The following is a 16,913-nucleotide window of genomic DNA, read 5'->3' as shown; positions in this document are numbered from 1 at the left end:
GGCATGGAATCAGGAGGACAATCGTGGCTGAACTGAACAAGTGGGTCCCATCGGACGTGCTGGAGCCGATCAAGCGTTTCCTCGACGGGGACCTGACCATGACACCGTCCATCAAGGTCGAACAGTTTGTGGACGGCACCACCCTGGTGGTGCGCGCGGAGGTTCCGGGGATTGATCCTGACAAGGACGTCGACGTCTCCGTGAGCGAAGGCATGCTGCACATCAGGGCGGAGCGTGAGGAGAAAACCGAGCACAAGAGCAAGGATGGCTACCGCTCGGAGTTCCGCTACGGCTCCTTCTCGCGCAGTGTTGCGCTGCCGCCGGGCGCCAAGGAAGAGGACGTCACGGCCACCTACAAGGACGGCGTGCTTGAGGTACGGGCACCGGCCCCCGTGTCCGCCCCCGACACCACGGCAAAGAAGATCCGGATCGACCACATGTAGCAGGCGACGCGGCCGGGCGGGCGGACCATCCCGGTCCGCCCGCCCCGTTCTGCCACCAGCCGCCCCGTTCTGCCACCAGCCGCCCCGTTCTGCCACCAGCAGCCCCGGACCGCCTGAGGCCGCCGGCACGGGCTGAGCCCGCCCGGCGCCGGCGTCAGCCCGCCGCCGCACGGGCCTCCCGCAGCCAGCCGGCAACCTCGGCGTCGAGCTCGCGCTCGTCGTGCAGCTCCAGGTGATGCATCCAAACCCCGGGCGTCGGGTTGGCGATCTCCTTGAACCTGGCGGAATCGATGCGCCGCGGCAGCGCGATCGACAGCACGGCGGGCACCCCGGAATCAAGGTACCGCCCCGGCCACCACACGTACGCGAAACCGCGTTTCTCCCGGAAGGCCACCTGGCTTTTCGTCGCCCGGGTCGCTGGCGCGTCTGGCTCCGCCAGCAGCCTTTCCACGGCATGGAACAGCTCCAGGCCACGGGGGGAGCCGCTGAAGACCTGCTCCGGTGTGGACTCCTCACTCACGCCCCGCGGCACAGTGTCCCCTGGTGTCCGGCCCTCTGCCCGGCCTTCCGGCACACACCGCGGGGACATTCCATGCCCGCGATCGTACGCCCGCGGGCCGGCCGAAACTAGCCGGCGGCGGCTTCTTTGTGGAACCCGGACAAGGGAAAACGCCGGCACCGCTGGCATGATGGACTGCAGACCCACCGTTTTTGGACGTTTGGAACAAAGGAGCTCGTATGGGACTGCTGGACAACAAGACTGCAATCGTGACCGGATCGTCGCGGGGCATCGGCGCTGAAGTCGCCAAGATCCTCGCCGCCGAGGGTGCCGCCGTCGTCGTGAACTACCGCCAGAAGGCGCCCCGCGCCAACAAGGTTGTTGCGGAGATCGCGGCGGCCGGCGGCCGTGCCGCCGCCGTCGGCGCCGACCTCACCACCCAGGAAGGCGTCCAGGCCCTGGCCAGCGCCGCGATGGAGAACTTCGGCTCGCTGGATGTCCTGGTCCTCAACGCCTCCGGCGGGATGGAATCCGGCATGGAGGAGGGCTACGCGCTCAAGCTCAACCGGGACGCGCAGGTGAACATGCTCAACGCTGCCGTGCCGCTGATGCGGGAGGGCTCCCGGGTGGTCTTCGTGACGAGCCACCAGGCGCACTTCATCAACACCGTGCCCACCATGGAGAACTACGAGCCCGTGGCCCGCAGCAAGCGTGCCGGCGAGGACGCCCTGCGCGAACTCATCCCGAACCTGGCCGAGAAGGGCATCTCCCTCGTCGTCGTCTCCGGCGACATGATCGAGGGCACCGTCACGGCCACCTTGCTGGACCGCTCAAACCCGGGCGCCATCGAGGCCCGCCGCGCCGAGGCCGGGAAGCTGTATTCGGTCACGGAGTTCGCCGCCGAGGTCGCCAAGATGGTCACCGCCGACGTCGAATCCGGCCACACCGAGTACGTCGGCGGATCCGACTACTTCGACAAGAGCAGCAACTAACAGGCATCCGCGCCACCCGCGGCAGGCGGAAAAGGGCACGCGGAAAATGGGCACGCGGAAATGAGAACCGCAGCCATAGCGCAGTAGACAGGCGAAGGCCGGGGCAACCGCCCCGGCCTTCGCTGCTGTTCCCGGTTGCCGGGAAATGCCTCAGACGCCGGCGATGTGCCGCACGGCGTCGAGATAGGGCATGTTCACTGCGGCATCCGCGGCCGCACGGACGGCCGGTTGGGCGTTGAACGCCACGCCGATCCCCGCAGCGCCCAGCATGTCCAGGTCGTTGGCGCCGTCGCCCACGGCAATCGTGTGCTCCATCGGGATGCCTTCCCGGGCGGCCCATTCCCGCAGGTACTTTTCCTTCGCGGCCCGGTCAATCACCGCACCGCTGACCTTTCCGGTCAGCGCGCCGTCGACGATTTCAAGTTCGTTGGCAACCCAGTAGTCCAGTCCGAGGCCCTCCGCGATCGGCTGCAGGATCTGGTTGAAGCCGCCGGAGATCACCGCCACCACATGGCCTGCGGCGTGGAAGGCGGCCACGAGCTCCGCCGCACCGAGGCTCAGTTTCACCTCGGCACGGACAGCCTCGACGACGGCGGCCGGGAGTCCGGCGAGCACCGCCACCCTCGCGTGCAGGCTCTGGGCGAAGTCGATTTCGCCGCGCATGGCGGCCTCCGTGACGGCGGTGACTTCCTCGCGTTTGCCGGCGTAGGCGGCGAGGAGTTCAATCACTTCCTGCTGAATCAGGGTGGAATCCACGTCCATGATGAGGAACTTCCGCTGCGCGCTCCGGAGGGCGGCGGGGACGATCGCCGTGTCCACTCCGGCGGGGCCGTGATCCGCCACGGCCCGGCGCAGTTCCGCCAGCGCCGTCACCCCGTGGTCCGGGCCGGGGGCCAGCTCCATGCTGCCGTCGGCCGTGTAGGCCTCGAAGCGGTCGTCTCCGGTGCGGGTTTCCGCGTCCAGCGCCACCCCCGCCGCTGCAAGCAGCGAACGGAGCCGCTGCACCTCGGGATGGGTCAGTTTCGGGGCATAGCTCACGGCGGTCACGAACAGGTTCATAGCTGCAATCCTAGCGATCACGCCGATGCGGGCCCGAATTCGTTGCGCTCCGGTGACGCCGCGGCAGCCGGGCGGCCGGCACGCCGCCCGGGCCCGGCGCCGTCCCGGCGTTCCGGTTATCAGTCGTCCGCTGTTTTGTCCTAGTGTCTACTCCTATGAGTGATGTTCTTGAAATGGCCGCCGTCAGCGTTGTACGTGGGGCAAAGACCCTGCTGGACAAGGTCGACTGGCAGGTCAAGGAAGGCGAGCGTTGGGTGATTCTGGGCCCCAACGGCGCCGGCAAGACCACTCTGCTTCAGCTCGCGGCCGCGCGGATCCATCCCACGAGCGGCATGGCCGGCATCCTCGAGGAGATCCTGGGCGCCGTCGACGTCTTCGAACTCCGGCCCCGGATCGGACTGTCCTCGGCCGCACTGGCCACCCAGATCCCGGAGCACGAGAAGGTCCTCAACGTCGTTGTCACCGCCGCCTACGGTGTGACCGGACGGTGGCGCGAGGGCTACGAGAAGGACGACGAGCGCCGCGCCTTCGCCCTGCTGAACGAGTGGGGCATGGGGCCGCTGCTGAACCGGCCGTTCGCGTCGCTGTCCGAGGGGGAGCGCAAACGCGTTCAGATCGCCCGGGCCCTGATGACCGATCCCGAGCTCCTGCTCCTGGACGAACCCGCCGCCGGACTCGACCTGGCCGGCCGCGAGGACCTCGTGCACCGGCTCAGTGAACTCGCCCGCGACGAGGCGGCCCCGGCCATCGTCCTGGTCACGCACCACCTCGAAGAGGTCCCGCCGGGCTTCACCCACGCCATGCTGCTGCGCGACGGCGGCGTGGTCGCCCAGGGCCCGATCGAAGGCGTCCTCACGGCCGAGAATCTGAGCCGCACGTTCGGGCTGCCGCTGGACGTCAGCGTTGCCGCCGGCCGGTACACGGCCACCGCGCGCCGCTGACCGGGCCGCTGACCGCGCGTGGAGTTCCTCAATAGTGTCCTCATTTTCTTCGCCGGGCTCTGGGCCGGCACCATCAACAGTGTGGTTGGTTCCGGCACCCTGGTGACCTTCCCGGTGCTGATCGCCCTCGGCTACGCACCGGTCACGGCATCCATCAGCAACGCGATGGGCCTGGTGGCCGGGAGCGCCGCCGGCGCCTGGGGCTACCGCAAGGAACTGTCGGGTCGCGGCAGGCAACTGCTTAAGCTGCTGCCCGCCTCGGTGCTGGGCGGCATCTCCGGCGCCTACCTGCTGCTGCACCTGCCCGAGAAGGTCTTCCACTACGCCGCCCCCGTCCTGATCGTGCTGGCGCTGCTGATGGTCGCCTTCCAGCCCCGGCTGCAGCAGTGGGTCCGGGACCGCGAGCAAAACCCCGAACACGCCATCCGGGACCGCCGCCACGGCGTCGTCCTGGTGGCCCTCGTGTACCTCGCGGGCGTCTACGGCGGCTACTTCGTCGCGGCGCAGGGCATCCTGCTGGTCGGGATCCTGGGCATCTTCATGACCGGGACCATCCAGAACGCCAACGCCATGAAGAACTTCCTGGTCCTTGCCGTCAACATGGTGGCGGCGGTCTCCTACCTGCTGTTCGCCTCCGGCCGGATCGACTGGACCGTCGTGGGCCTGATCGCCGTGAGCTCACTGATCGGCGGCGTGATCGGCTCCAAGGTGGGCCGCCGGCTGTCCCCGGTGGTGCTGCGCGGTGTCATCTTCGTCCTGGGCCTCGTCGCGCTGGGGTTCATGATCGCCAACCTGTTCAAGTAACCCGATCCTGTGACCGCACACGCTCCCGCTGAAATGACCCGCCTGTGACCTTCCACCGCCTTGAATCCGCCGCTGACCCCCGGGTCGCGGACTACACGCAGCTGACGGACGTGCACCTGCGCAAGCTCCGGGAACCCGCCGAGGGCATGTACATCGCCGAGTCCTCCCGGGTGCTCCGCCGGGCCCTCGCGGCCGGCCACACGCCACGGTCCTTCTTCCTCGCCGAGAAATGGCTCGCGGACCTCTCGGACATCTTTGCGCAGTACCCGGACGTTCCCGTGTACATCGGTTCCGCCGCGCTCCTCGAGGAGATCACCGGCTTCCACCTGCACCGCGGCGCGATGGCGGCCATGCAGCGCCCGGAGCCCGTGCCGCTGCCGGAGCTGCTGGCCGGCGCCCGCCGGATTGCCGTGCTGGAGGACATCGTGGACCACACCAACGTCGGCGCGATCTTCCGCTCCGCCGCGGCCCTGGGCATCGACGCCGTCCTCGTCTCGCCGCGCTGCGGGGACCCGCTGTACCGCCGCAGCGTCCGGGTCAGCATGGGGACGGTGTTCCAGGTGCCCTGGGCCCGGCTGGCGGACTGGCCGGGGGACCTGCAGGCGCTCCGCGGCCAGGGCTTCACCGTGGCCGCCCTGGAGCTCACGGGCGACGCCGTGGACCTTGACGCGCTGGCGGCGCGCCGGCCGGAGAAACTCGCGCTGGTGCTGGGAACCGAGGGTGCCGGGATGAGCGCGGACACCCTCGCCGCCGTCGACCTCGCCGTGAAGATCCCGATGCGCGCGGGCGTTGACTCCCTCAACGTCGCGGCGGCGTCCGCCGTCGCCTTCTGGGAGCTGCGTCCGAGGGACTGAACCGCCCCATTGAACAGCTGCAGGGACCAGCGCTGCTGGTCAGTGGCCCTGGTCAGGCGGCGAAGGCGCCAACTTTCCGCTATCATTGATAGCTGGCCGTCCGGTGCATTCCGCTGGCCATCCCATTCATACCTGGCAACTGGCAAAATCCAGTTGTGCGAACGAAGGTCCAATTATGAAGACTAATACTCACCCGAAGTACGAAGCTGTTGTTTTCAACGACCTGGCTTCCGGCGTCAAGTTCCTGACCAAGTCCACCGTGTCTTCCAAGAAGACCATCGAGTGGGAAGACGGAAACACCTACCCGGTTATCGACGTCGAAATCTCCTCCGAGTCCCACCCGTTCTACACGGGCAAGCAGCGCATCATGGACTCTGCAGGCCGCGTCGAGCGCTTCAACGCTCGCTTCAAGGGCTTCGGCGGCAAGAAGTAACTACTTCTCCCCAAGGTCTTTTGGAAAGCCCGCACCGGTGACGGTGCGGGCTTTTTGCGTCCGTCGCCGATGCGCGTGGCAGGATTAACGCCATGACAACTCAACACCCGGTTCCCGGTTCCAGTGGTTCCAGCAGCACTGACGGCGGGGCCCGCCGCCACGGGGAGTACAAGGTTCCCGGCGGCAAACTCGTGGTGGCCGATTTCGACGTCGCCGACGGCGTCCTCACCAACGTCTCGCTCAGCGGGGACTTCTTCCTGGAACCGGACGAGGCGCTGCTGGAGATCAACCGGGCGCTCACCGGCCTCCCGGCGGATGCCGGGGCCGGGGACATCTCCGCCGCGGTGGCTGCGGCCCTGCCGGCCGGGGCCGTGCTGTTCGGCTTTTCCGCCGACGCCGTGGCCGTCACCGTCCGCCGCGCCCTCGCGAAGGCCACCGGCTGGGCGGACCACCACTGGAACATCATCGCCCCGTCCGTGCTGCCCACCCACGTCAACGTCGCACTGGACGAGGTCCTGGCCGAAGAGGTCGGCGCCGGGCGCCGCAACCCGACGCTGCGGTTCTGGGACTGGGAGGAACCGTCCGTAGTGATCGGCAGCTTCCAGTCCGTCCGCAACGAACTGGACCCCGCCGGCGTCGAACGCCACGGCATCAGCGTGGTCCGCCGGATCAGCGGCGGGGGAGCGATGTTCATGGAGGCGGGCAACTGCATCACCTACTCGCTGTACCTGCCGCAGACGCTGGTGGACGGCATCAGCTTCGCCGACTCGTACGGCTTCCTGGACGCGTGGGTGATGGCGGCCCTTGAGAAGATGGGGATCAGCGCCTTCTACGTCCCGCTCAATGACATCGCTACCGAACACGGGAAGATCGGCGGCGCCGCGCAGAAGCGGCTCGCCAACGGCGGCATGCTGCACCACGTCACCATGAGCTACGACATCGACGCGGACAAGATGGTCGAGGTCCTGCGGATCGGCAAGGAAAAGCTCTCCGACAAGGGCACTCGGAGCGCGAAGAAGCGGGTGGACCCGCTCCGGCGCCAGACCGGACTGGCCCGCACCGAGATCGTCGCGGCCATGATGGAGGTCTTCGCCGAACGCTACGCCGCGACCCCCTCGGAGCTCACCGAGACCGAGCTCGCCGCCGCGCAGCACCGGGTCGACGCCAAGTTCGGCACGCCGGAGTGGCTGCACCGCGTCCCCTAAGCCCCCACCGCCCCGTCGATTGCTCCGTAACGGCCGTTTAGGACCCCCAAAAGGGCGGTTACGGAGCAGCCGATGGGGGGTTCGCGGCCAGGGTCTGCGCCGTGAGGGCCCGGTGCAGGTGGCTGCGCTGTTCGATGATGATGCGGCGCAGCGCCCGCGGGGCGTCCGGGTGGTCGGCCAGCCAGTTATCCGTCCGGACGATGACCGGGTGCGTGTCCGGAGTGCCGCCGTCCAGGTCCTGCCCGGCCGGGTAGAGCCCGCGGACAATCCGGCTGGCGATTTCGATGCTGCGCCCGGCCCAGACGTCCTCCAGGCACTCGAAGTACCGGTCAATGAAGCCGCGCAGCAGCGCTGCCGGGCCGGTGTTGAACCCGGCGATGGTCGCGCTGAGCAGCTGGTTGGAGAGCGCGGTGCCGTGCACCGCTTCTGTCCAGGCCGCCTCCTTGACGGCAGGCTCGGGGCGGGCCGCGAGGGCGGTGGCGTGTCCGGATTTTCCGGCGGCGGTGTTGTCGCGGGCCAGCTCCCCGTCGAGCTGCGCCCCGGTGGCCTCCCCGTTGGCTGCCAGGGCGTGCCAGAAGTTCCAGCGCAGCTCCGCATCCACGGCCAGGCCCTCAAGGACCGTGCTGCCGGTCAGGACGCCGCGGACCAGGTCCAGCCGGCTGCCGTCATAGCGGCTGGCGGCGGCGACCGTGCGCGCCCACGCCAGCTGGTGGTCGGAACCCGGGGCGGCGCGCTGGAGCTCGTCTGCGGCGAGGGACAGGAAGCCGTGGCGGACGGCGGACCGGTCGGCCGCGGGGACGTAGCGTTCGATCGCCGTGGCCGCGTTGCCCAGGACAGTGAGCAGCACGCCGATGCCGGTTTCCGCGGGCCCGAAGCGCTTGACGGCGTCCACGTACAGGGACGACGGGGTGACGGCGTCCCGGGCCGAGTCCCAGAGGGCGGTCCAGCACAGGGCCCGGGCCATCGGATCACCGAGCGCGCCCAGGGACGCCCGGACGGTGGCTTCGGAGTGCGGGTCCAGCCGGACCTTGGCGTAGCTGAGATCTGCGTCGTTGACCAGCAGCAGGGCCGGCCGCGGCTTCCCGGACAGGGCCGTCACCTCGGTCCGGGCCCCGGTGACGTCGGTCTCGACACTGTCGGTACGGACCAGGGCGCCGGCGTCGTCCGTCCCATACAGGCCGATCCGCAGCCGGTGCGGCCGCGGCTCCTGCCGGCCCGTCGTCGGGTCCGCGGCGTCCTGGATGATCGTGATTGTGCCGAGGACGCCGCCGTGCTCCTCGATCTCGCTGGTGAGGGTGGAGATGCCGGAGGTCTGCAGCCACTGGCGGGCCCAGTCCGCGAGGTCCCGGCCGGAGGCGGCGCTGAGCGCGGCCAGCAGCTCCGCCAGGGTGGTGTTGCCGTAGGCGTGGTCCTTGAAGTACTGGCGCGAGCCGGCCACGAAGGCCTCGAATCCCACGTAGGCGACCAGCTGCTTGAGGACCGAGGCGCCCTTGGCGTAGGTGATGCCGTCAAAGTTCTGCTTGGCAGCCTCCAGATCCGGGATGTCGGCGACGATCGGGTGGGTGGTCGGCAGCTGGTCCTGGACGTAGGCCCAGGCCTTTCGGTTGTTGGCGAAGTTCACCCAGGCCGTGGCCCAGTCCGTGGTGCGGTCCACGCCGAGGGTTCCCATGTAGTCCGCGAAGGACTCCTTGAGCCACAGATCGTCCCACCACTGCATCGTGACGAGGTCGCCGAACCACATATGCGCCATCTCGTGCAGCAGGGTGTTGGCGCGGGCCTGGTACTGCGAATCGGCGGCCCGGGAGGTGAAGACGTAGCTTTCCGTGAAGGTCACCAGCCCGGGGTTTTCCATGGCGCCGAGGTTGTATTCGGGCACGAAGGCCTGGTCGTACTTCCCCCACGGGTACGGGAACTCGAAGAGCTCGTTGAAGAAGTCCAGGCCGTTCCTGGTGAGGGTAAAGAGGACCTCGGGGTCGAAGGACGGCGCCATCGAGGCGCGGCAGTAGAGGGCCAGCGGCACGTCCAGCCGGGTGCCGTCGTCGAGTTCCCTGCTCCAGGAGTCCTCGGCCTTGAAGTACGGGCCGGCCAGCACCGTGGTGATGTACGTGGACATCGCCTTCGTCGGGGCGAAGTCCCAGCGGCTCGTGTCCGGGTCGCTGGTCAGGGGCGTGCGCTGCGTTTCGATGCCGTTCGAGGCCACCTGCCACGCCGAGGGTGCCGTGACGTGGAAGGTGAATTCGGCCTTGAGGTCGGGCTGTTCGAAGTTGGCGAAAACCCGGCGGGCGTCGGCGGGCTCGTACTGGGTGTAGAGGTAGCACTGGCCGTCGGCCGGGTCGAAGAAGCGGTGCATGCCCTCGCCGGAGGTGCTGTACAGCGCGGTGCCCGTGACGGTGACCTGGTTGTCCGCCTGCAGGTTGTCGAGCCGGATCCGGGAGCCGTCCACGACGTCGGCGACCGCGAGTTCCTTGCCGTTGAGCAAGACGCTGTGCACCTCGCTGCTGATGAAGTCCAGGAACGTCGAGGCACCGGGTTCGCCCGCGGAGAAGGTGATCACGCTGCGGCTCGGGTAGCCGGCGACGTCCGGATCGGCGGCCTGCCGGACCTCCAGGGAGACGTCGTAGCTGTGGGTGGTGATCAGGGCAGAGCGGGTTGCGGCTTCATCGCGGCGCAGGTTCTGGTTCGGCACCCCGCTATCTAATCATGAGGAATGCGGCGCCCAGCCCCAGCGCGGCGATCAGCAGCCAGGACGCCAGCGCGGCCAGCAGGGCCCGCGCACCGGTGTGCAGCAACTCGCCCACCCGCACCGCCGAGCCGAGTCCGAAGAGGGCCATCCCCAGCAGCACGTCCTGCAGGACCGCGGCGGCGTCGAGGACGCCGGGGGAGAGCCAGCCCGTGGTGCGCAGCGCTGCCAGGGCGACGAAACCGAGCACGAACAACGGGACGATGGGCGGCCGCTTCAGCCCGTCGCCGGCGTCGGCGCTGCTGCGGTGGTGCAGCCCGGCGGCGGCGACCATGGGCGCCAGCAGGATCACCCGGGTGAGCTTGACGACGACGGCGACGGCCAGCGCCGACGCCCCGGCGGTCTGCGCGGTGGCCACCACCTGGCCCACGTCGTGCACGGATGCCCCGGCCCAGGCGCCGAAGACCGCGGGGCTGAGGCCCAGCGGCCGGATCAGCAGCGGCAGCACCCCGATGGCGAGGGTGCCGCACAGGGTCACGAGGGCCACCGGGAGCACGGTGTCGTGCTGCCGGATCCGGCGCGCCGCGGCCATCGCCCCGATCGCGGAGGCCCCGCAGATGGAAAAACCGGTGGCGATCAGCAGCGCTACCGGCGGCGGCAGCCGGAACAGCCGGCTGATGCCGTAGGTTCCGGCGAAGGCGGCCAGCACCACCCCCGTGATCAGCAGCAGCGCGGCCCAGCCAAGTCCCAGCACATCGACGAGGCTGACCTTCAGGCCCAGGACCACGATCCCGGCGCGCATCAGGTGCTTGCCGGCGAAGTCCAGGCCCGGCCGGCCCCGGCCCGCGGTCCAGCCGGACAGCCCCGGGACATTCGCGGCGAGGAGCCCGAACGCCACGGCCAACGTCATGGCCGGGAGCACCGGAACCATGCTGTGGACGGCGAGGGCAAGCACGACGGCGGCGGCCGCGGACAGCAGCCCGGGAAGCAGGCGCGGCAACGGGTCAGCCCGGAGCAGCGGTGTGAGCGTAAACGGTGGCACGTGTCTACCTTGACGCAACTGCCGGGAAAAGCCGTCACCGCCACGGCGGGCGCCGCCGGGTGCGCGCCGAAATGATTTCGCAACAAAAAGGTGATTGTCTAGTGACATGTCTGACCTATTCCAGGATTACTCAGTGGCCGCCGAACGCTCCGGTGCCTACGACGAGATGTTTACCCCCGAGCAACAGCCCCGGCAGTCCTACGGGCAGGTCGCCGAAGCCCTGCGTGAACTCTCGCTGGCCGATGTCACCGCCCGCGCCGATTCCATGGCCCGGACCTTCCTGGACCGCGGTGTCACCTTCGACTTCGCGGGGGAGGAGCGGCCTTTCCCGCTGGACATCGTGCCCCGGGTCATCCCGGCCGATGAGTGGACCGTGCTGGAGAAGGGCGTGGCGCAGCGCGTCCGGGCCCTGGAGGCGTTCCTCAACGACGTCTACGACAAGATGACCGTGGTGGCCGACGGTGTCATCCCGCGCCAGCTCGTCACGACGAGCGCCCACTTCCACCGCCAGGTGCACGGCTTCGAGCCCGCCGGCGGTGTCCGCGTCCACATCTCCGGCATCGACGTGGTCCGCGACGCCGCCGGGACGTTCCGGGTCCTGGAGGACAACGTCCGGGTCCCCTCCGGCGTCAGCTACGTGCTGGAGAACCGCCGCGCGATGGCCAAGGGCCTGCCCGAGGCCTTCGGCCAGCAGCTCATCCGGCCGGTCGAAGAGTATCCGCGCCGGCTGCTGTCCGCCCTGCGCAAGACCGCACCGACCGGCGTCGACGACCCCACCGTGGTGGTCCTGACCCCCGGCGTCTTCAACAGCGCCTACTTCGAGCACACCCTGCTCGCCGGCCTGATGGGTGTGGAACTCGTCGAAGGGCGCGACCTCATCTGCCGCGGCAACCGCGTCTACATGCGCACCACCGCCGGTGAACAGCGCGTGGACGTGATCTACAAACGCATCGACGACGAGTTCCTGGATCCGCTGCAGTTCCGCGCCGATTCCATGCTCGGCTGCCCGGGCCTGGTCAACGCGGCCCGCGCCGGCGGCGTCACCATTGCGAACGCCGTGGGCAACGGCGTCGCCGACGACAAGCTCGTCTACAGCTACGTCCCGGACCTGATCCGCTACTACCTCAATGAAGAACCCGTGATCGCCAACGTGGACACCTTCCGGCTCGAGGAAAAAGCGGCCCGGGAAGAGGTCCTGGACCGCCTGGACGAACTGGTGGTCAAGCCCGTGGACGGTTCCGGCGGCAAGGGCCTGGTGATCGGCCCGGACGCGACCAAGGACGAGCTTGAGGCCCTGCGCAAGCGCGTCATCGCGGACCCCCGCGGCTGGATCGCGCAGCCGGTGCTGCAGCTGTCCACAGTTCCCACGCTCAGCGGCGACAGGTTCGGCCCGCGGCACGTGGACCTGCGCCCCTTCGCAGTCAACGACGGCGACGACGTCTGGGTCCTGCCCGGCGGCCTGACCCGCGTGGCGCTCAAGGAAGGCTCCCTGATCGTCAACTCCAGCCAGGGCGGCGGTTCCAAGGACACCTGGGTGCTTGCGGATTCCCCGGAGGTTCCGGTGGAGGCCCTGCCGCGCCCGGCCATCACGGTCCGCGAACGGGTCTCGGTCTGGCCCGTCGAGAGCAACTGGCGCGACAGCCAGAAGGAGCAGCAGCAGTGACCCGCACCGTGTCGATCATTGTTCCGCCGACCTATTCTTTTCTGATTTCCGATGCGCTGGAGGTAACCGCGAATGCTTAGCCGTATCGCCGAGTCATTGTTTTGGATCGGCCGCTACGTGGAACGGGCTGACGGCACTGCCCGGATCCTCGACGTCCACCTTGAGCGGCTCAACCACCTGCCGATGGAGGAACAGCGCAGCGTGGCGCAGGAACTCCTCGCCGTCATGGGCGCCCGGGCGCAGAGCGAGGATTTCGGCCTCCCCGAACTGCTGAATGCGCTGGCGTACGACAAGCAGAGCGCCACGTCCATTGCCGGTTCCCTCGGCGCAGCGCGGGAGAACGCCCGGCGCGCCCGGGAAACCGTGTCGTCCGGGCTCTGGGAGAGCCTGAACACCACGTACTACGGGCTCAACCAGCACCGCAAGGACGTCGTCGGCACCTACCGCTTCTGCAACTGGGTGCTGGAACGCACGGCCATGGTCAGCGGCCTCGCGGACACCACGGTCAGCCACGACGAGAGCTGGCAGTTCCTCGTCCTGGGCCGCTCGCTGGAACGCGCCGACATGACCGCGCGGATGCTCTCCACCCGGGACGTCCTCTCCGCGGGCATGTCGTGGGTGAACATGCTCCGCTGCGCCGGCGCCTACGAGTCGTTCCTGCGGACCCGCCGCGCGGCCTTCGGCGACCAGCACGCCGCCGAGTTCCTGCTCCTGGACCGGTTGTTCCCGCGCTCCATCGTGTATGCGCTGCGCGACGCCGACGAGTGCCTCGCCATGCTGGACCCCTCGGCCCAGCGCGTCGGCTTCATCAATGACGCCCGCCGGATCGTGGGCCAGGCGCGCACCTTCCTGGAGTTCCACCGCACCGATGACCTTATGTCGGAACTGCCGGAGCACATGGAGCGCGTGCAGAAGGCCGTCTCGCAGGCCTCGGACGCCATTTCCCGTAAGTACTTCAATCAGGCAGACGAACTGGCCTGGGTGGGAGAAGTTTCATGACCCGGCTGAGCATCATCCACAAGACGGCGTACAAGTACAACAAACGCGTCACGCTCTCCTACAACGAGGCCCGCATGACCCCGCTGACGGATCCCCAGCAGGTGGTGCTGGAATCCTCCCTGAAGGTCTCGCCGTCCCAGGCCGCACTGAGCAGCTACCGCGACTACTGGGGCACCCGCGTCACGGCCTTTGACATGCAGATGCCGCACGAGCACCTCGAGGTCCTGTCCACCACCACCGTCGAGGTGCACCGCTCCGAAAGGATCCCGGCGGCAGCCGACATCGTCGGCTGGGACGTCCTGGACGCCCCGGAGACGCACAACAAGTTCAGCGACTGGATCCCGCAGTCGCAGCTCACCGGGCCGGGCGCCGAAGTCCTCGGGATCATCCCCGGCGTCGTCGAGGGCCGCAACCCGCACGAGGCCGCCCTGGCGGTCTTCGACTGGATGCGCGGCGAAATGACCTACATGAAGGGCTCCACCGGCGTCACCACGAACGCCGAGGAGGCCTGGAACCAGCGCCAGGGCGTCTGCCAGGACCTGGCGCACCTGGCCATCGGTGCGCTGCGCAGCCGGGGCATCCCGGCACGCTACGTGTCCGGCTACCTGCACCCGCGGTCGACGGCGGAACTCGGCGAGACGGTCGCCGGGCAGTCCCATGCCTGGTTGGAATGGTGGGACGGCGAATGGCGCAGCTGGGACCCGACCAACCACAAGCCCGCCGGAGACTTCCACGTGACCGTGGCGAGGGGCCGTGACTACCGCGACGTGCCCCCGCTCAAGGGAATCCTGTCCGGCGGCGGCGGCTCCGCCCTCAGCGTGAGCGTGGAGATCACCCGCCTGGCCTGATTCCCCGATGCGCTATCACACCATGCTGTTCTGGGGCCCCAGAACAGCATGGTGTGATAGCGCATCGACGGTTAATCGGGGGTTATTCGAGTCCGGAGCGGGTGGCGTCGTCCAGCGGTGTCCACCAGGTCAGCGGCGGGACCACCTTGAACCGGCGTCCCGTCACGGTGTCCGGGGTGATCCTGACGAAGTGCTCTTTCTTGCCGGCCTGCCACGGGAACAGCAGCAGCCCCACGGTGTCCATGACCTCCTGCTGGTTCTGTACCGGCGCGGCCTGTCCCTTGATCACCACACTCCACGCGATGCCGCTGTCGGCGTCAACGCCGTCGGCCTCCACCGCCACCGGGGTGTCGCTCGTGGCCGCCTGGAGCTTGGTGCCGTCCGCCGTGCGGAACACCAGGGTACCGTGGTCCACCTTGTAATTGATCGGGAAAATGTCGGGATGGTCGTCCACCCAGACAGCGAGCCTGCCCACGCTGACGCCGCGTAACAAACGCCAACATTCGTGATGATCGAGGGTTTCAACTTCGTGTGCCTGCTGGTTTTTTCCCGGCTTCGGATCAGTACTCATGCCGGCGAGCCTACGCCTGCCACGCGGCGACGGGGTAGGGGATAAGGTCACAATCCGAAGCAATATCGTCCGACGTCTAGGGCCTTTGCCCCCGCTTCAGGGTATTCTGGCATCACTATCGTCAGCGCGGACGATCGTTGTGTTCGTTGTATCGAATTGGGGCCTTGACCATGCATTCAATGGGGGAACGACCAGACCAGACCGCCACTGAGCCACAACCCATGATCGATGGTGTCCTCAGGGGCTTCGTTTCCAGGGCCGAGGAACTGCTCCAGTCCCAGGAACGGATGGCCGGCCTGCTGGAGGCAGTTGTCGCCGTCGCCGAAGATCTCAGCCTGGATGCTGTGCTGGAACGCGTGGTGCAGTCCGCCTGCCGCCTGCTTCATGCCCGCTATGGCGCCCTGGGCGTCATCGGCGACGACCAGGCGCTCAGCCACTTCATCACGGTCGGCATCGACCAGGAGATGGCCCACCGGATCGGGCCGCTGCCCACCGGCCACGGCGTCCTGGGCCTCCTGATTTCCGATCCCCGGCCCCTACGGCTCCCTGACCTGCACAACCACCCGGAATCCTACGGTTTCCCGGCGAACCATCCCCCCATGAAGTCCTTCCTCGGCGTCCCCGTGCGGGTCCGGGACGTGGTCTTCGGGAACCTGTATCTCACGGAAAAAGAAGACGGCAGCGACTTCACGGCCGAGGACGAGGGCCTGGCCGTCGCCCTGGCGGCCGCCGCGGGCGTTGCCATTGAGAATGCCCGGCTCTACGACGACGCCCGGCGCCGGGCCCGCTGGCTGGAAGCCTGCATGGACGTCTCCGGGCTGATGCTTAGCAGCGACCGCGACTACACCTCCGGCGGGCTGGATCCCATTGCCAGCCGAGCCCTGCAGGAATCGGGGTCGCAACTGGCCCTGCTCGTAGCGCCCGCCACCGACGGCAGCGGCCATATCGTCGCAGGCGCCGCCGGCAAGCGCAGCCCGCAGTTTTCCGGCCGTACGCTGAGGCTCGATTCGCCGTTGCTGGAAAGTGTCCTGGACGGCGGCGAGCCCGTGGTCCTTGACAACGCCTCCGCCCTCTTCGGCGAGATCGACGGCGGGATCACCGGCCCGCTGCTGGCGGTGGCCCTGAGCACCCAGGGCGCTCACCACGGGCTCCTGCTGCTGATCCGGGACCCGAACGCGCTGCGCTACGCCCGCACAGACATCGAGATGGGGGCCGTCTTCGGTTCCCACGTCGCACTCGCCCTGGAACTCGCCCGGGTTCACCGGCTCCGCGAGGAGCTGCTGGTCTTCACCGACCGGGACCGGATCGCCCGCGACCTGCACGACCTGGTGATCCAGCGGCTGTTCGCGGCCGGCCTCAGCGTTCAGAGCCTCACCCGTTTCACCAAGGACGAACTTGCCACCGAGCGGATCCGCAACATCACGAACGAGCTCGACGAGGCGATCCGGAGCCTGCGGGACACCATCTACTCGCTCAAGAGCAGCAGCGGCGAAACGGAACTGCTCAGCGGACGGATCCGGCGGGTCACGCGCAGCTCGGCGAAGTCCATGCCGTTCACGCCGCGTCTGATCATCACCGGCCCGGTGGACGCCGTCACGCCGGACAAGGCCGACAACGTCGTGGCTGTGGTCTCGGAGGGGCTCAGCAACGCCATCAGGCATTCCGGCGCGGACACCATTTCGGTGTCGGTGGGTGTCGTCAAGGGTCGTGTGACGGTGGTCATCACGGACAACGGCGCCGGCTTCGCCGAACCCGAAAAACGCCGGGGACTCGCCAACCTCGAGGACCGCGCCCGGATGCTCGACGGCGAATGCACCATCACCAGCGCCCCGGACGCCGGCACGAGCCTTGAGTGGTCGGTGCCGCTCTAACCTGAGGCG

General features: G+C 68.5%; 16 protein-coding genes. 11 read left to right on the top strand and 5 right to left on the bottom strand.

Annotation, left to right across the window (positions count from 1 at the left end; genetic code table 11):
- Positions 1–23 precede the first annotated feature (23 nt).
- Positions 24–443, top strand: coding sequence for an Hsp20/alpha crystallin family protein (locus tag J2W14_RS17820; RefSeq protein WP_307464966.1), 420 nt, complete (start codon positions 24–26; stop codon positions 441–443).
- A 154-nt stretch (positions 444–597) separates the two neighbouring features.
- On the opposite strand, the gene J2W14_RS17815 is transcribed toward J2W14_RS17820, so the two are convergent.
- On the bottom strand, positions 598–963 hold the full coding sequence (locus tag J2W14_RS17815) for a DUF5655 domain-containing protein (RefSeq protein WP_307464964.1): 366 nt from the start codon (positions 961–963) through the stop codon (positions 598–600).
- A gap of 218 nt (positions 964–1,181) precedes the next feature.
- Between J2W14_RS17815 and J2W14_RS17810 the strand changes: the two genes are divergently transcribed.
- Positions 1,182–1,934 (top strand): SDR family oxidoreductase, encoded by a 753-nt coding sequence (locus J2W14_RS17810; protein ID WP_307464962.1) that lies wholly within the window; start codon positions 1,182–1,184, stop codon positions 1,932–1,934.
- A gap of 150 nt (positions 1,935–2,084) precedes the next feature.
- Here the strand turns inward: J2W14_RS17810 and serB are convergent, their stop codons facing one another.
- The gene (gene serB / locus J2W14_RS17805) at positions 2,085–2,993 is read right to left on the bottom strand and encodes a phosphoserine phosphatase SerB (protein ID WP_307464960.1); all 909 of its coding nucleotides are present in this window, start codon (positions 2,991–2,993) and stop codon (positions 2,085–2,087) included.
- Between the two features lie 155 nt (positions 2,994–3,148).
- Here serB and J2W14_RS17800 point away from each other — a divergent pair, with 155 nt between their 5' ends.
- The 5 genes from J2W14_RS17800 to J2W14_RS17780 all read left to right on the top strand — a co-directional run bounded on the left by J2W14_RS17800 (position 3,149) and on the right by J2W14_RS17780 (position 7,230).
- Positions 3,149–3,934: an ABC transporter ATP-binding protein gene (locus J2W14_RS17800; RefSeq protein WP_307464958.1), complete on the top strand. Its 786-nt coding sequence runs from the start codon at positions 3,149–3,151 to the stop codon at positions 3,932–3,934.
- Positions 3,935–3,952: 18 nt separating this feature from the next.
- Complete coding sequence (locus tag J2W14_RS17795; protein WP_307464956.1) at positions 3,953–4,738, top strand: sulfite exporter TauE/SafE family protein; 786 nt, start codon at positions 3,953–3,955, stop codon at positions 4,736–4,738.
- A 44-nt stretch (positions 4,739–4,782) separates the two neighbouring features.
- The gene (locus J2W14_RS17790) at positions 4,783–5,592 is read left to right on the top strand and encodes a TrmH family RNA methyltransferase (RefSeq protein ID WP_307464954.1); all 810 of its coding nucleotides are present in this window, start codon (positions 4,783–4,785) and stop codon (positions 5,590–5,592) included.
- Positions 5,593–5,767: 175 nt separating this feature from the next.
- The gene (locus tag J2W14_RS17785; RefSeq protein WP_282379259.1) at positions 5,768–6,025 is read left to right on the top strand and encodes a type B 50S ribosomal protein L31; all 258 of its coding nucleotides are present in this window, start codon (positions 5,768–5,770) and stop codon (positions 6,023–6,025) included.
- 92 nt (positions 6,026–6,117) lie between these two features.
- On the top strand, positions 6,118–7,230 hold the full coding sequence (locus J2W14_RS17780) for a lipoate--protein ligase family protein (protein WP_307464951.1): 1,113 nt from the start codon (positions 6,118–6,120) through the stop codon (positions 7,228–7,230).
- A 58-nt stretch (positions 7,231–7,288) separates the two neighbouring features.
- Here the strand turns inward: J2W14_RS17780 and pepN are convergent, their stop codons facing one another.
- Together pepN and J2W14_RS17770 are read right to left on the bottom strand one after the other, a co-directional pair.
- Positions 7,289–9,916, bottom strand: coding sequence for an aminopeptidase N (pepN, locus tag J2W14_RS17775; RefSeq protein ID WP_307464949.1), 2,628 nt, complete (start codon positions 9,914–9,916; stop codon positions 7,289–7,291).
- 4 nt (positions 9,917–9,920) lie between these two features.
- The gene (locus J2W14_RS17770; protein WP_307464947.1) at positions 9,921–10,952 is read right to left on the bottom strand and encodes a YeiH family protein; all 1,032 of its coding nucleotides are present in this window, start codon (positions 10,950–10,952) and stop codon (positions 9,921–9,923) included.
- Between the two features lie 106 nt (positions 10,953–11,058).
- Between J2W14_RS17770 and J2W14_RS17765 the strand changes: the two genes are divergently transcribed.
- The 3 genes from J2W14_RS17765 to J2W14_RS17755 all read left to right on the top strand — a co-directional run bounded on the left by J2W14_RS17765 (position 11,059) and on the right by J2W14_RS17755 (position 14,462).
- A complete protein-coding gene (locus tag J2W14_RS17765; protein WP_307464945.1) occupies positions 11,059–12,615 on the top strand; it encodes a circularly permuted type 2 ATP-grasp protein in 1,557 nt (518 codons plus the stop codon).
- A 72-nt stretch (positions 12,616–12,687) separates the two neighbouring features.
- Complete coding sequence (locus tag J2W14_RS17760) at positions 12,688–13,614, top strand: alpha-E domain-containing protein (protein WP_226762129.1); 927 nt, start codon at positions 12,688–12,690, stop codon at positions 13,612–13,614.
- Complete coding sequence (locus J2W14_RS17755; protein ID WP_307464942.1) at positions 13,611–14,462, top strand: transglutaminase family protein; 852 nt, start codon at positions 13,611–13,613, stop codon at positions 14,460–14,462. Before J2W14_RS17760 ends, J2W14_RS17755 begins: the two co-directional genes overlap by 4 nt.
- A gap of 82 nt (positions 14,463–14,544) precedes the next feature.
- Here J2W14_RS17755 and J2W14_RS17750 read toward each other — a convergent pair whose 3' ends face one another.
- Positions 14,545–15,033, bottom strand: coding sequence for a pyridoxamine 5'-phosphate oxidase family protein (locus tag J2W14_RS17750; protein WP_307464940.1), 489 nt, complete (start codon positions 15,031–15,033; stop codon positions 14,545–14,547).
- Positions 15,034–15,212: 179 nt separating this feature from the next.
- On the opposite strand from J2W14_RS17750, the gene J2W14_RS17745 reads away from it, so the two are divergent.
- A complete protein-coding gene (locus J2W14_RS17745) occupies positions 15,213–16,904 on the top strand; it encodes a GAF domain-containing sensor histidine kinase (protein ID WP_307464938.1) in 1,692 nt (563 codons plus the stop codon).
- Positions 16,905–16,913: the final 9 nt, after the last annotated feature.

It is taken from the genome of Pseudarthrobacter oxydans (assembly GCF_030812335.1).
Taxonomy (GTDB): Bacteria; Actinomycetota; Actinomycetes; order Actinomycetales; family Micrococcaceae; genus Arthrobacter; species Arthrobacter oxydans_B.
This window is presented reverse-complemented; position numbering and strand designations above follow the sequence as displayed.